The organism is Nocardia farcinica, from assembly GCF_001182745.1.
GTDB lineage: Bacteria > Actinomycetota > Actinomycetes > Mycobacteriales > Mycobacteriaceae > Nocardia > Nocardia farcinica.
The window spans coordinates 2,595,313-2,609,281 of record NZ_LN868938.1 but is presented as its reverse complement, the minus strand read 5'-3'; the positions used below and the strand labels follow the sequence as shown (position 1 = coordinate 2,609,281).

14 protein-coding genes and 1 pseudogene are annotated in these 13,969 nt (G+C 71.3%); 9 read left to right on the top strand and 6 right to left on the bottom strand.

All coding sequences use genetic code 11. The features are described from left to right. Positions 1 to 106: 106 nt before the first annotated feature. Together AMO33_RS12585 and AMO33_RS12580 are read left to right on the top strand one after the other, a co-directional pair. The gene (locus AMO33_RS12585) at positions 107 to 781 is read left to right on the top strand and encodes an MspA family porin (RefSeq protein ID WP_041559977.1); all 675 of its coding nucleotides are present in this window, start codon (positions 107 to 109) and stop codon (positions 779 to 781) included. Positions 782 to 849: 68 nt separating this feature from the next. Then, a complete protein-coding gene (locus AMO33_RS12580; RefSeq protein ID WP_041559978.1) occupies positions 850 to 1,527 on the top strand; it encodes an MspA family porin in 678 nt (225 codons plus the stop codon). Between the two features lie 75 nt (positions 1,528 to 1,602). Here AMO33_RS12580 and AMO33_RS12575 read toward each other — a convergent pair whose 3' ends face one another. After that, on the bottom strand, positions 1,603 to 2,904 hold the full coding sequence (locus AMO33_RS12575; RefSeq protein ID WP_060592712.1) for a Dyp-type peroxidase: 1,302 nt from the start codon (positions 2,902 to 2,904) through the stop codon (positions 1,603 to 1,605). A gap of 94 nt (positions 2,905 to 2,998) precedes the next feature. Between AMO33_RS12575 and AMO33_RS12570 the strand changes: the two genes are divergently transcribed. From AMO33_RS12570 to AMO33_RS12560, 3 genes are all read left to right on the top strand, one after another. Beyond that, positions 2,999 to 3,445: a MarR family winged helix-turn-helix transcriptional regulator gene (locus tag AMO33_RS12570; RefSeq protein WP_060592711.1), complete on the top strand. Its 447-nt coding sequence runs from the start codon at positions 2,999 to 3,001 to the stop codon at positions 3,443 to 3,445. A 61-nt stretch (positions 3,446 to 3,506) separates the two neighbouring features. Next, positions 3,507 to 3,953, top strand: coding sequence for a hypothetical protein (locus AMO33_RS12565; protein ID WP_011208124.1), 447 nt, complete (start codon positions 3,507 to 3,509; stop codon positions 3,951 to 3,953). Between the two features lie 64 nt (positions 3,954 to 4,017). Next, positions 4,018 to 5,283 carry a vWA domain-containing protein gene (locus tag AMO33_RS12560; protein ID WP_060592710.1) on the top strand — a complete coding sequence of 422 codons (1,266 nt, stop codon included), beginning with the start codon at positions 4,018 to 4,020 and terminating at the stop codon, positions 5,281 to 5,283. A 16-nt stretch (positions 5,284 to 5,299) separates the two neighbouring features. Here AMO33_RS12560 and AMO33_RS12555 read toward each other — a convergent pair whose 3' ends face one another. Next, positions 5,300 to 5,575, bottom strand: a complete 276-nt coding sequence (locus tag AMO33_RS12555; RefSeq protein WP_041559979.1) for a hypothetical protein — start codon at positions 5,573 to 5,575, stop codon at positions 5,300 to 5,302. A gap of 216 nt (positions 5,576 to 5,791) precedes the next feature. Between AMO33_RS12555 and AMO33_RS12550 the strand changes: the two genes are divergently transcribed. Then, entirely contained in the window at positions 5,792 to 6,085 is a 294-nt protein-coding gene (locus AMO33_RS12550) for a hypothetical protein (protein WP_011208127.1), read from the top strand. 88 nt (positions 6,086 to 6,173) lie between these two features. Continuing rightward, positions 6,174 to 6,896, top strand: a complete 723-nt coding sequence (locus tag AMO33_RS12545) for a TetR/AcrR family transcriptional regulator (protein WP_011208128.1) — start codon at positions 6,174 to 6,176, stop codon at positions 6,894 to 6,896. A gap of 18 nt (positions 6,897 to 6,914) precedes the next feature. Here AMO33_RS12545 and AMO33_RS12540 read toward each other — a convergent pair whose 3' ends face one another. The 3 genes and pseudogenes from AMO33_RS12540 to AMO33_RS12525 all read right to left on the bottom strand — a co-directional run bounded on the left by AMO33_RS12540 (position 6,915) and on the right by AMO33_RS12525 (position 10,095). Continuing rightward, entirely contained in the window at positions 6,915 to 7,928 is a 1,014-nt protein-coding gene (locus tag AMO33_RS12540; RefSeq protein ID WP_082668650.1) for an HNH endonuclease, read from the bottom strand. Between the two features lie 845 nt (positions 7,929 to 8,773). Continuing rightward, positions 8,774 to 9,196, bottom strand: a pseudogene (locus AMO33_RS31015) (TerD family protein); the annotation flags it as partial. A gap of 80 nt (positions 9,197 to 9,276) precedes the next feature. Beyond that, complete coding sequence (locus AMO33_RS12525; protein WP_060592707.1) at positions 9,277 to 10,095, bottom strand: hypothetical protein; 819 nt, start codon at positions 10,093 to 10,095, stop codon at positions 9,277 to 9,279. Between the two features lie 155 nt (positions 10,096 to 10,250). Here AMO33_RS12525 and AMO33_RS12520 point away from each other — a divergent pair, with 155 nt between their 5' ends. Continuing rightward, positions 10,251 to 10,748, top strand: coding sequence for a hypothetical protein (locus tag AMO33_RS12520; protein ID WP_011208131.1), 498 nt, complete (start codon positions 10,251 to 10,253; stop codon positions 10,746 to 10,748). On the opposite strand, the gene pabB is transcribed toward AMO33_RS12520, so the two are convergent. Further along, a complete protein-coding gene (gene pabB, locus AMO33_RS12515) occupies positions 10,740 to 12,812 on the bottom strand; it encodes an aminodeoxychorismate synthase component I (RefSeq protein WP_060592706.1) in 2,073 nt (690 codons plus the stop codon). The genes AMO33_RS12520 and pabB overlap by 9 nt on opposite strands. A gap of 80 nt (positions 12,813 to 12,892) precedes the next feature. On the opposite strand from pabB, the gene AMO33_RS12510 reads away from it, so the two are divergent. Then, a complete protein-coding gene (locus AMO33_RS12510) occupies positions 12,893 to 13,957 on the top strand; it encodes a phosphotransferase family protein (protein WP_076574106.1) in 1,065 nt (354 codons plus the stop codon). Positions 13,958 to 13,969: the final 12 nt, after the last annotated feature.

The window sequence follows — 13,969 nt, the reverse complement described above, 5'->3', positions numbered from 1 at the left end:
GGTTCATCTCGTGGTCAGGGGAGGCGGCCAAGCTCTGGAGCGGCCTCGCGAAGGGGTTCTACCGCCTCTGAACGGGGTGGACCGCTTTAACCTGATGAGGGGAAGTATGAGCAACAACCGCACCAGTGGGTTGCGCGGCGGCGGTCGCGTCGTCGGGATCGGCGCCGCCGCCACCATCGCCGTCGGCCTGTTCTCGACCGGCGCTGCCAACGCGGACACGTTCGTTCCGCTGCCGGACGGTCAGAAGGTCGGCCCGGGCGTCACCATCACCCGTACCGGTGAGCATGCTGTGATCTCGCCCTCGATGGCGGCCAACGGCGCGGGACGCGTCGCGTGGGTCTCGGGCAACGCGACCGCGGATGTCACCGTCACCCCCGAGGGTGAGGTCGGCCCCAACAACGGTCCGGCCGGCGACCCGGGCACCAACAACTCCTCGACCCACGGCGCCTCCCAGCTGAACACCGGCTACATCGTCGGCTGCCAGGTCAGCATCGGTGACGACGCCATCTCGGCCGGCCTGTCCGGTGGCATCGACCTCGAGGGCGGCTCGATCGGTGGCTCCATCGGCCTGGACCTCGGCCCCGGCGATGTGAAGTTCGTCCAGATCGACTACAAGGACATCACCAAGCCCGGTGTCTACTCGGTCGAGTACCAGGACGTGGAGATCCAGATCCAGGGTTGCGCGGGCTACGCCCAGGCGCGGTCCTACACCGTGGTCGAGATCATCGGTGACCACTACTCGAAGACCACCCTCTACGGGATGCCGTTCAGCATCGGCTGACGTGGGTCGAATCCGTCAAACCAGTCTTCGCTGAAGCGAACTCGAACCCGGAGGGGTTGCACAGAACTATGAAGATCCACAAGAACACACTGCGGGCGGCAGGCGCCTGCGCCGCGGCCACCGTCGCGTTCGGCATGCTGTCCGCGGGTGCGGCCAACGCCGACACCTTCGTTCCGCTGCCCGGCGGCGAGATCACCAAGACCCTGTCCGACGGCACGGTGGTGACCGTGCGTCTGGTGGGCGAGTCGGCGACCATCAGCCCGTCGATGGGCGCCACCCCGGTGCACCGCAACGCGTGGGTGTCCGGTAGCGCGCAGGTCGAGATCAGCGGCGGCGGCGAGGATGTCGGCGGCAAGATCTACCCCGGTTACGTGGTGGGCTGCCAGGTCAACATCGACGGCGGCGGCGTCGAGGGCGGCGTGGAAGGCTCGGCCGACTGGAGCGGTGACACCGTGACCGGTGGCGTGGGCGCGGAGTCCGGCGGCGAGCTGACGCTCGGCCCCGGCCAGGCCAAGTCGTTCTACATCCTCGACATCGAGAAGCCGGACGACTACGGCAACGAGGATCACGCCACCAACAACAAGTTCAAGGGCAACAGCGGCTCGGTCACCTGGGCCGATTCGACCATCGGTCTGTCGGGCTGCGCGGGCTACGCCCAGGCGCGGTCCTTCGTCAAGGTCAAGGTCGAGACCGACAACGTGATGTCGGTCGTCACTCTGTGGGGTCAGCCGTTCAGCCTCGGCTGATCCGGCGCCGCACGACGCTCGCGGACGGCGGGTCCGGCCATCGTGCCGGGCCCGCCGTCGCGCGTTGTCGTGCTCTCACCGCACGAGCTCGGCGGCCAGGTGACCGCTCTCGCCCACCCCGGGCGGAACCGCGAAGAAGGCGCTGCCGGTGTGCTGGACGAGGGCGTTCATCCGGTCGGTGGCCAGGGCGTGCTGGGCTCGGATGAACTGCTCGGGCGGGTTGTTCATGTAGGCGGCGAAGAGCAGGCCGACATCGAGCGTGCTGTGGCCGCCGTGGCTGTGTTCCGGGGTGCCGGGGGCATGGGTGTGCGGGAGTTCCGGGGTGGGGTCGGGGGAGCCGCCCGCGTTGGCGATCAGGACGCCGTAGTCGTAGTTGTAGCTGCGGCGCAGCATGGGGATGCCGTGGACCAGGCGCACGTGGGCATTTGCCGGGGTGCGCGGTTCGCCGTCGGGGGAGCGGGCGTCGAGGTCGATCGGATCGAATTCGCCGCCGCCGTTCATGGGGGCGCCGTCGGCGCGTCGTCTGCCGATGACGCGGTCCTGTTCGGCCGGCGAAAGCTGGTCCCAGTCGGCGACTTTCATGCGGATCTTGCGGAAGACCAGGTAGCTGCCGCCGTGGAACCAGGCGGGTTCGTCGGGGGAATCGACCCAGACGGTGCGGTCGAATTCGGGGGTGCCAGGGCGCGGATTGGCGGTGCCGTCCTTGTGGCCGAACATGTTTCGCGGGGTGCCGCGGTCGGCGGGCAGCCCGAGGAAGCCCTGCTGGGTCCAGCGCATGCGGGCCAGGCCGGGCATCCGGGCGCGCAGGGTGCGGAAGGCGTGGCTGACGATCTGCGGGTCGTCCGCGCAGATCTGGGCGAGCACGTCGCCGCCGCTCCAGGCGGGGTTCAGCGCGTCGCCGGCGAAGGCGGGCAGCGGGTGCAGGTGGCGGGGGCGGTGATCGGCGAGGCCGAAACGGTCGTCGAAGATGCCGGGGCCGAGGCCGAGGGTGATCGTCAGGCGCGCGGGGGCGAGGCCGGTGGCGAAATCGGTGTGCGCGCTGAACCCCGGCGGGGTCGACGCGGTGTCGGGCACCCGCGCTCCGGCGGTGAGGGCGCGGGCGGCCTCGGTCCAGCTCGCGAGCAGGTCGCGCAGCGCGGCGCGGTCCGGCCGGGCCATGTCACAGGCGAGGAACAGCGCGGTCGACTGGAGCGCGGTCGCGATACCGGCCTGGTGTGGACCCTGGAAGGGCTCGATCGCGGACGCGGAGGTTTCCGATCCGCCGCGACGGCCCACGGCGACACCCGCCGAGGCCGCGCCCGCCGCGAGCAACGCGCCGCCGAACAACGCGCGCCGCGACACGCCGGAATTACTACCGACCGTAGTAGATTCGCTCATGTCGGCCGAGCGTAACCGAGGATCCGGAAAGCTTCAACACCATTGAAGGTGACCGCGCTGCCGATTTCTCCTTCCGATGGGCGAGACTGGGGCGGTGACCACCGAGAACGGCCGCCCGGAGCCCCCCGTCACCAGCGCCTCGATCGTCGTGCTCGCGCTCGCCCGGCGCGTGGAGAACGAACTCAATGCCGCGCTGGCCGATCTCGACCTGACCGTGCGCAAGCTCGGGTTGCTCGGGCATGTCGGCCGGATGCCCGGCGTCTCCTTCAGTGAGCTCGCCCGCATGGCGGGGGTGAGCGTGCAGAGCGTGCACACCTCGGTGAAAGCGCTGACCGCGGCCGGGCTCGTGCGCGACTCCACGGCCAAGGCGGGCGCGGCCTCGACCATCGAACTGACCGCGTCGGGGACCAGGTTGCTCGCCGAGGCGCGGCGGGTGGTCGGCGAGGTCGACGAGCGGCTCTTCGGTGCCGAGGCCGATCCGGTGCGCCGCAAGCTCGGCGCGGCGATCCGGCATGCCTTCGAGACGGGCGGGGTCGACTGACCTTCAGCCTTGCTGAGAGCATCGGCTAAGCTTCAATCACATTGAAGCTTGGAGGTTCGTCATGGAGCATGTCCTGCTGTCGGTCCACGTGCTGGCCGCGATCGTCTTCGTCGGTGGCTCGGCCGTCGCGGCCAGCCTGTTCCCGCGCTATGCGCCGGTGGCCGAGGGCGCCGACAGCGCGGGTGGCCAACGCAACCCCGCCGTCGCCGCCGCGCTGCACCGCATCACCGGGCGGTACGTGGCGGTCGCGTTGATCGTGCCGGTGGTCGGCATCGCGCTGGCCGCGCTGCAGGGGCGGCTGGGCGAGATCTGGATCTCGACGGCGATGGTGCTCACCCTGGTCGCGGGCGGGCTGATCGCCGTGCAGATCCACCCGCTGCAACGGGAGGCGTTGCGCGACCCCGACGACGGGCGCAGGCTGCGTGCCCTCGGCATGTACGCGGGCATCTACAACACCCTGTGGGCCATCGTGGTCGTGTTGATGATCGTGCGGCCGGGCGCCTCCTGAAGCCCTGCCGGGCACGCACCTCGCCGTTAGGCTGAGCCCATCGCACACGGGACGGAGTCAGCCGGTGGTCACCTCGTTGGTCAAGGGCCAGAACGCCCTGCTCGAGTCGGAACGGGTCGTGGTGTCGCTACGCACCGAGGCGGCCGCGGACGTGTCGGCGTTGCTGGTCACGGCGGCGGGCACGGTGCGCTCCGACGCCGACTTCGTCTTCTACAACCAGCCCGTCGCGCCCGGCGTGCGGCTGGTCGCGGGCTCGCCTGCCGCGCTGGAGATCTCACCCGCCCAGCTGCCCGCCGACATCGCGCAGGTGCGCGCGGTGCTGACCCTCGACGACCCGGGCAGGCGGTTCGGCGAGTTCGCGCCGCCGGTGGTGACCGTCGCCGACGGCGCGGGCACGCCGCTGGTCGAGTACCGGATCGACGGGCTCTCCGGGGAATCCGTGGTGATCGCGCTGGAACTGTACCGTCGCGGCCCGCAGTGGAAGATCCGGGCGGTGGGCCAGGGCTACGCAGGCGGATTCGCGGCGCTCGTCACCGATCACGGCGTGCAGGTCGACGACGAACCGCCCGCGCGGGAACCCGCTGCCGCCGAAGCGGTCCCGCAGGTGCGCACGGTACCCGGGGAAGCGGCGCTCTCGCTGGAGAAGCGGGCCACCCTCGACCTGCGCAAACGCGAGGTCGCCAAGGTGTTGCTGGACAAGCGGGCGCTGGGCGTGCGGGCCAGGGTCGTGCTGGTGATCGACAAGACCGGCAGCATGCACAAGCAATACCGGCGGCGGGTCGTACACCGGGTGGTCGAGCGGATGGTTCCGATCGCCACCCAGCTCGACGACGACGGCACCCTCGAGGCCTACCTCTACGCGGTGTCCTACGCCAAACTGCCCGACATCACGGTCGCGGAGGCCGAGCAGTGGGCGCAGACCTATCTGCACCTGTCCGGGGTGCACGAGGGCATCGACTACAACCGCCTCGGCGGGCACAACGTCGAACCGCCGATCATCCGCGCGGTGCTCGACACCGTGCGGCCCGGTGACGGCCCGACGCTGGTGCTGTTCTTCACCGACGGCGGCTTCGCCAAGAAACGCGAGATCGCCGACCTGATCCGGGAAGCCGCCGCGCTACCGGCGTTCTGGCAGTTCATCGGGCTCGGCAAGGCCAACTACGGGCTCCTGCGCGAACTCGACGACCTCGACGGACGCCTCGTCGACAACGCGGGCTTCTTCGCCCTCGACGACATCGACCAGGTGGACGACGCCCAGCTGTATTCCCGCTTGCTGGGCGAATTCCCGGACTGGTTGCGTGCGGCGCGGGCCGCCGGCGTGGTGCGCTGAGCGGCGCGGCGACCGATCAGCCGATGACGGCGTTCATGATGGTGCCCGCGCTGGTGGCGACGGCGCCGCCGATCATCGCTCCGGCCACCATTTTCGGGGACTCCAGGCCACCGCCGGTCCACTTCTCCCAGGCGAAGCGGCCACCGGCGTAGATGATGGCGCAGATGCCCGCGAGCAGGACGAACCAGGTGAGGTAGCGGACGAGTTGCAGGATCTTGTCGGACACCGGTGGGGCCTCGGGCGTCGGGTTACCGATCTGAGCCAGGGTGTCGAGTGCGGCGGCCAGGATCATCGTCGTGCTACTCATTCCGGGTTCGGGACAAGGAGAATCGCTCCTTGGATGGTATCCGGTAATCCGGTGTGGCGCAGGCACCTCCCCGTGCGTGCCGCCGTCCTTGCGGGACATCGGCGGCGTCGCGATCATGGGGGGTGACGCGGCGGGCGATACCACCGGCTGCCGGGTCGGGCGAATATCCGAGGTACTGCTGAAAATTCCGAGGTGTGAACAGTGAGCATCATCCTGATGTCGGTTGGGGACACGTTCTCGACCTTGGCGCAGGTCGGCAATCCGACTCCGGAAGCGCCGCCCCTGTCGGACAAGATCATGCAGTTCGTGCGCTACGCGACCTGGTTCGCGCTGCTGTCCGGCATCCTCAGCATCGTCTACGCGGGCGGCCGCTTCGCCTGGGAGAAGTGGTCGGGCAACGCCATGCAGTCCCCGAAGATGGTGGCGGGCGCGATGATCGGTGGCGTGGTCGCCACCAGCGCGGGAACGATCATGAACGCGGTGATCGGAGCCTGAGACCACCGGACCGAAATCGGTGATTCCTCTGAGACTCCGGGCGAGGGGAAGTCCCGCGGCGGAGCCGAATAGGCTTGAATCGACGTCCATGAAGGAGTCGAAGCCGCGCGGACGGGCACCGATGGTGGCCGAAGCCGACATCCGCCGGGTGGCGCGCGCCCTGCTCGCCGAGCAGGGGCCGGACGCGGTCACGCTGCGGGCCATCGCCCGGACGCTGGGCATCACCGCGCCCGCCCTCTATCGCCACTACGACTCGCGAGACGCCCTGCTGGAGGCGTTGCGGCTGGAGTGCTGTGCCGAGCTGGCCGCCGAGCTCTCCGCCGAGATCGACGCGCTGCCGGACAACGGGCTGGTCCAGTTCTTCGCCATCTGCAAGGGGTTTCGGCGTTGGGCGCTGGCCAACACCAAGGAGTTCACCCTGGTGTTCGCCTCGCCCGGCGCGGCGGCGGGCATGTCGAGCCGGTTCACCGAACCGTTCGGGCGGATCTTCCTGGCCGCCGCGGGCAGGCTGTTGAGCGGGTACCGCATCATCACGCCCGCCACCGAGGTGATCCCACCCGCGCTGCGGGAGGACCTGGCGCATTTCCGCACCGAACTGCTGGCGGCGTTGTCGGAATCGGGTCAGGAGTTCCCGGCCGAGAAGCTCGATCTCGGTGTGACCTACCTGATGATCCAGATCTGGGCGCGCCTCTACGGGCACGTGACGCTGGAGGTGTTCGGCAACTACCCGATTCCGTTGAGCGACCCGGAGGTCATGTTCGACGCCGTGCTCGCCGACCTGGCGCGATCGGCGGGCATGCTCGAAGGCTGAGGTCTGGATCCGGGTGGTTCAGATCCGGGCGCCCTTGCGCCGGTTGCAGGCGCGGCACAGGATCTGCAGATTCGCCGCGCTGGTGGCGCCGCCACGGCTGAGCGGGATGATGTGGTCGAACTCCAGGTAGTGCCCGCTGCCGCACTCGACACAGCGGCCGCCGTCCCGCTGCCAGACCTCGGCCTTGATCTCCTGGGAAATGCTGCGCGAATCCCGCTGCCCCGGGGTGAGCACCAGCCGTTTGGCCACCCGCAGCGCACCCTCCAGCGCCGCCGCCACATAGTCGGGGTCGCCGACGAGGAACGTGGCGCCGCCGCGCGCGGAAGTCGCCGCGATCACCACCGCGCCCTCGGCCACCCGCACCGAAACCACCCGGGTCCAGGGCAGCTCGACCCCGGCACCGGTGCCGACGAAGCGCAGCTTCTTGTTGCTCGCGATCAGCCTGCCCTCGGTGTGCCGTGGACCGCGAGCCAGCGTGCGGACCTGGGTGGCGGGCAGGTCGAGGTGCACCTTCTCCTCGGAATCCAGATGCAGATCCGGTGTGCGGATCACCGGCAGGTCGCCCTCGCGCAACCGGCACAGCGTCCGGCCGCGATGCACCCGCCTGCGCAGATCCTCCACCAGCGGGCCGCCCAGCCGCAGCTCCACCAGCGCGTGCTCGAACATCTCGAACTCGGCCTGCTCGATCTCGCCGTCCGCGAACGCGAACGTCACCAGCCGCTCCACATAGCTCAGCCCGAGATCGCGCAGGGCCGCCCGCCCGCGTTCCTCGTCGATGCGCTGATACCGCAACGACGCCCACAGATGTTCCCACTGCTCGCCCGTCGGCCCCGAACCGGTGAGCACGCGCCAGGCGCGGCTGTGCCAGTGCGTGAGGAATTCCTCGATCTCCACCTCGCAGTGCGCGCACGGCGCGAGCCCGCCGAAGAACCTGCGCCGGCGAGGTGAGCCGCAGCGCGGGCAGTCCCGGGGATCGTCCTGCTCGCGCAGGTAGGTGTCGGAGGTCCAGAGCGCGCCGTCCCACCAGCGCATGCGCGCGGGCTCGGTGGGGTCGGGATACCAGTCGGCGCGGGCCGGGTCCGGCGGTGGGGGCGGGGCGCCGGGTCGGGGCGGCGGCGGACCAGATCGACCGGGCGTGCACCCGGGACCGGAACGGCCGGGGGCGGGGCGTCCTCGTCGCGGGACAGCCGGGTCAGGGGAAGGGTGTCGGGGCCGTTCCGGTCGCGCGGCGAGCGGTCGTCGGCTCGGTCGGTGTCGTCGGCCGCCGGCGGACGCACCATGTCGTCGAGGTCCACCGGATTCCGGGGCGCTGCCGTGGCGGGCGTGGCGTCGCCGGGCGGGGTACCCGCGTCCGGCAGGTCCGCGGGTGACAGGCGGCGGGTGGGGAACGGGGTTCCGGACGGCCGGTGCGTCACCGCCGGGATCGGATCCGTGCGGGGGCCCGCGGAGTCCGCGTCGGCTACCGCGGCGGCCGCCTGCGCGAACGACGACGATGCGGCGCCAACGGTGGACGATGGGGGCGACCCCGTCGTTCGCCCGGTGACGGCCGCGCGGTCGCTGCCCGAGGCGGCCCGGTCCGTCGCGGCAGGCCCGTCGGTGCCCGTAGCGGCGGCCCGGTCGGTCCCCCTGCCGGCGGCCTGGTGAGTCCCCCGGACGGCGGCCCGGTCGGTGCCTGTGACGGCGGTGCGATCGGTTCCCCCGACGGCCCTGTCGGGATGCGCCCGGCTGGCCGGAGTGGTGGGGCCCGAGGCATGGCGGAACGGGTCGGCGGGACGGGCGGTGCCGGCCCGGCCGCCGGGATCGTCCACGCTGACGCCGAATTCGGTGACCAGTCCGGCCAGGCCGCTGCGCCAGCCCTGGCCGACGGCGCGGAACCGCCAGGCACCGTCGCGCCGGTAGAACTCGCCGAACATCAGCGCTGTCACCGGATCCGGCGCGTCGAGCCGGAACCGGAGCACGGGGCCCTCGGCGGCGAGCACGGTGACCGTGAGCCCGCTGACATCGGCGAAGCTGCCTCGGTCGAGACTGCCGCCGATCACGATGCGCGCGATGTCGGCCTCGGTGCGCGGCAGCGAGACGCTCAACCGCGCGGTGCCCGGCGCGGGCTCCTGATCCAGCGTCACCGCCTGCGAAATATGCCGTGGCGCGTTGTAGAACACCAGATCACGGTCGGTGCGCACGCGTCCCGAGGCGGCCAGCAACAGCGCGTGCGCGTCCACGACATGCTCCGACTGCCATGAAACGGCCACGGCTAGAAGGGATGTCGGTACCGGTGCGTGCGCGCCCTTGCTGAGTTCCATCGTGCGAGCATCCTGCCACGCCCCTCCGACACGCCGAATTCACCGGGCATTCGGGCGATCTCCGCCTGCCCGCCGCGGCCTCACCAGCCGCCGGTGAACAGGGCGGCCAGCCCCGCCGCGGGATCGGCGGCGTTGGTCGTGTTCGCCACCGCCACCACGGTCGCAACCAGCGCCGCGGCCGTCGCCGATACCGCGACCGTGCCCGTCACCGGCCGGTGCCGGCCCGCGGCGAACCGCCGCCCCGACTCGATGCTCGCGCCGATCAGCGCGACCGCGACACCTCCGGCGAGCACCGCGAGCACCCGGTGATAGCGCGCGAAGTCCTCGACCATCACCGCCAGCGCGGGCGGTGCGGTCGCGGCATCGGCGAGCGCCGACCGCACCTGCGCGAGCGTGCCGGCCAACGCCTGGTCGGCCGGTTCGTCGACGAGCATCGGGAGCAGCGATGCCAGCGGCGCCAGCGCTCCCTGGACATTGGCGAGCGTCAGCACCGCGGCCACCGCCGCGAGCGCCGTGGCCAGCACACCGGCGGTGCGCAGCGCGGCCCGGTGGCGGCCCGTCCGGGCGAGCGCCTGCCACACGAGCACCGCCGTCGCCGCGAACGCGATCAGCGCCGCCACCGCGGCCAGCGCCTTGACGAGGTGATAGTGCGACCAGAACTCGACGAGATGCGCGGTGTCCGGCGGAAGATCCCGGGAGCCGGAGTTCCAGTACCCGGTGAAGGCCGCCCGGAACGCCGCCCGCACCGCGGCCTCGTCTCCGAAGCCGCCACCCGCGGTGCGCGCCGCGACGGGCGCGGGCGCCAGCACGAACGCGACGACCGAGAGCGCGCCGAGCGCCCCGAGGACGGCGAGGGTGCGCCCGGGAACAGCGGCGGATCGGGTCGCGGGAGCCGACATCGGAGTCCTTTCGGCCGGAGCACTCCCGGTGAGCGTAGGCGAACCACGGCGCCGACCCCGGTCCGCGGCGCGGGAACGCCCGCGGCTGCCCCGACACAGACCGGCTGGTCCAGGAAATACGGGCGTCCGGCACCGCGCTGGGGCACAGTGGAGTCATGAGCACCCCGAAGGGGAAGGGCCGCGACCAGACACCCAGGCCGGGCGGGCCGCGGGTGCCGGGCGCCGCGGAGATTCTGGCCGCCGCCCAAGCCGCTGCCGCCGCGGCGCAGACGGCGGCCGGACAGGCGCTGGAATCGGCGCAGACGACCGCCGGGCACGCCTTCGACGCGGCGGTACGACTCCCGCCGGCCTCCGCGCAGATCGCCGCCCAGCTGCCCGATCTGGTGGAGAACCTCTCGACCGCGATCGACCGTCTCAATTCCACCATCGACCGGCTCGACCGCACCCTGGCGTTGGCCGACCCGGCCTTCGCCGCCTACGACCGGCTGCTGCCGCGGTTGGAGGCGATGATCGCCCTCGGCGAGGACGTGCTCGGCGCGCTCGCGCGGCTGCCCGGCGTCGCCATGCTCGGCAAGGTCACCGGTTTCGGGCGGACCGGGGAGGGGGAGGCGCCACCCGAGCCGCCCAAGCGCCGCCGACGGCCCTCACCGTGAGGTGGCGGCCGCGGCGGTGGCCGCGCGCTGGGTCGCCGCCGCCTTCCACAGCATCTCGCGATACTCCTCCGCCGGATCGGAATCCAGCACGATCGCGCCGCCCGCCCCGATCTGCCAGCGCCCGTCGTGCCGCACCGCGGTGCGGATGACGATGTTGAGGTCGGCGGTGCCGCCGAGTCCGAGGAAGCCGATGGTGCCGGAGTAGACCCCGCGCGGCGCGCCTTCCAGCTCGTCGATGATCTCCATCGTGCGCAGCTTCGGCGCGCCGGTCATCGAGCCGCCGGGGAAGCAGGCCCGCACGCAGTCGATGGCGTCGACGTCCGGGCGCAGGGTGCCGCGCACCGTCGAGACCAGCTGGTGGACGGTCGAATACGACTCCGTCGCCATCAGCTCGGGTACGTGCACGCTGCCGATCTGGCAGACCCGCCCGAGGTCGTTGCGCAGCAGGTCGACGATCATGAGGTTCTCGGCGCGGGTCTTGGGACTGTCGGCCAGCTCCCGGCGCAGCCGTTCGTCCTCGCCGGGGGTGGCCCCGCGCGGGGCGGTGCCCTTGATCGGTTTGCTCTCCACCGTGCGCGCCCGGTCGATCTTGAGGAAGCGCTCCGGTGAGGAGCAGGCGATCTCGAGGTCGTCGAAGCGCAGGTAGGCGGCATAGGGCGCCGGATTGCAGCGGCGCAGCGTGCGATAGAAGTCCAGCCCGCCGATCGCGGCGTCGACGGTGAGGCTGTCGGTCAGGCAGATCTCGTAGGACTCGCCCGCGCGCAGATACTCGAGGCAGGCCGCGATGTCGGCGAGGTACCGGTCGCGGCCCCGGTTCAGCAGCGGCGCGACCGAGGCCGGCGCGGACTCGATCGCCAATTCCGCCGGATTCGCCCACGCGGGCAGCGTTTCCAGCACCCGCCCGGTCTCGCGCAGCCACTGATCGGCCGCGGTGTCGTCGTCGGTGAGCGCGACCAGATGGGTCTGCCCCGCGACATGGTCGACCACGATCAGCCGGTCGGCGAAGATCCACTGCGCGTCCGGTGTGGCGGCCCGGTGCGCGGCCCGCGCACCGCAGTCGGCCTTGACCTCGTAGCCGAGGTAGCCGACGTATCCGCCGACGAAGTCGAACGGCAGTGCGGGCAGCTCGACGTGCCGCTCGCGCAGCTGGGTGGACAGATAACCCAGCACGTCCCCGGCGACCGTCCGCGTTCCCGCGGCGTCCTCGACCCGCACCACGTCCTCACCGACCCGGTAACGCACCACCTCCGCCAGCGGTCCGCTCGCGTCACCGAGGAAGGAGAACCGGTCCAGCCCCGGCTCGACGTGTTCGCTGTCGAGCCAGAACGCCGTCGGCGACGCGCCGTAGAGCCGCAGGAACGCGGCCTCGGTGTCGACCGCGCGCTCGATCACCTCGTGCCGCAGCCGCCACCGCGGCCGGTCGGTCGCGGCCGGCCGGGCGGGCGTCACGGGTGTCGCCGGACGCGTCCTGCGCGCGGGTTTGCCGTGCGTCAGGGTCAGTTCCGCGAAGTTGCGCAGCAGCGCCGCCCCGAACTCGCCGGCCACCGACTCGGGATGGAACTGCACACCCCACTGCGGCCGCTGCCGATGCCGCACCCCCATGATCACGCCGTCGGGCGTGCGGGCGGTCACCTCGAGGGCGGGCGGCAGCGGCTCCAGCGCGCACAGCGAGTGGTACCGCACGACCGTGAAATCCTGCGGCAGCCCGGCGAACAGGTCGCGCCCGTCGTGGCCGACCCGGTCGAGGAAGCCGTGCCGGGGTACCGGTGCGCGGTCGACCCGTCCGCCCGCCGCCACGACGATGCCCTGGTGTCCCAGGCACACGCCGAGCAACGGCTGGGACGCCGCGTCGATGACCGCGGCCGACAGCCCGACGTCGCGGGTCCGGTCCGGGCGGCCGGGGCCGGGGGAGACGACGATGTTGTCGTAGGCGGCGAGGTCCAGCGCGGCCGGATCGGTCTCGTCGTTGCGCACGACGGTCGGTTCGACCCCGTTCACCTCACTGATCAGCTGGTACAGGTTGTAGGTGAACGAGTCGTAGTTGTCGATCAACAGCGTGCGCATGGTGGGCAAAACCCTACGCCCAGCCGACCGAACGCAACTGTTGTCGGATGCCTTCAGTTCCATGTGACCGGTGGTGCAGAATGTCAGGCATGTCTGTAGCGCAGCCGGTCGAGGTGGATCGTGACGTCGTCGATTTCGCGATCGTCGGGAAGTGGATGGAAGAACAGGGGCTGCCCGGCGGCGAATTCACCGAGGTGACCCCGCTCGGCGGCGGCACCCAGAACATCATGCTGCGCTTCTCCCGGGGCGGTCGCGGCTACGTGCTGCGGCGCGGGCCCAAGCATCTGCGCCCGAAGAGCAACGAGGTCATCCGCCGCGAGTCGCGCCTGCTCGGCGCGCTGAACGGCACCGACGTCAAGGCGCCCAGGATCATCGCGGCCTGCGCCGACGAGTCGCTGATCGGCGCCGTCTTCTATCTGATGGAGCCCATCGTCGGCTTCAACCCGCAGACCGAGCTGCCCGCCCTGCACGCCGGTGACGCCGAGGTGCGCAGGCAGATGGGCTTGTCGGCGGTCGAGGCCATCGCGCGGCTCGGCGCCCTGGACTACCGCGAACTCGGTCTGGCCGATTACGGCAAGCCGGAGGGCTTCCTGGAGCGCCAGGTGCCGCGCTGGCTGGGCGAGCTCGAGTCGTACGCGAGCAACGAGGGATACCCGGGCCCGCAGATTCCCGGCATCGAGCGGGTCGGCGAGTGGCTGGACCGCAACCGTCCGGCGGACTGGACCCCCGGCATCCTGCACGGCGACTGCCACCTGGCCAACATCATGTTCTCCTACGACGGTCCGCAGGTCGCGGCGCTGGTCGACTGGGAGATGTCCACCATCGGCGACCCGCTGCTGGATCTGGGCTGGCAGATCGCGACCCGCCCGGAGCCCGGGACCACCGGCGCCGCGCTGGTCGGCAAGCTCGGTTCGACCGGTGGCCTGCCGACTCCCGAGGAGATGGTCGAGCACTACGGCAAGTTCTCCCAGCGCGACCTGAGTGCCGTCACCTGGTACACCGTGCTGGCCTGCTTCAAGCTCGGCATCGTGCTCGAGGGCACGCACGCCAGGGCGTTCGCGGGCAAGGCGCCCAAGGATGTGGGCGACTTCCTGCACGCGATCACCCTCGAGCTGTTCGAGAAGGCGCACCGCTTGATGGAGTGACGCGATCTCACC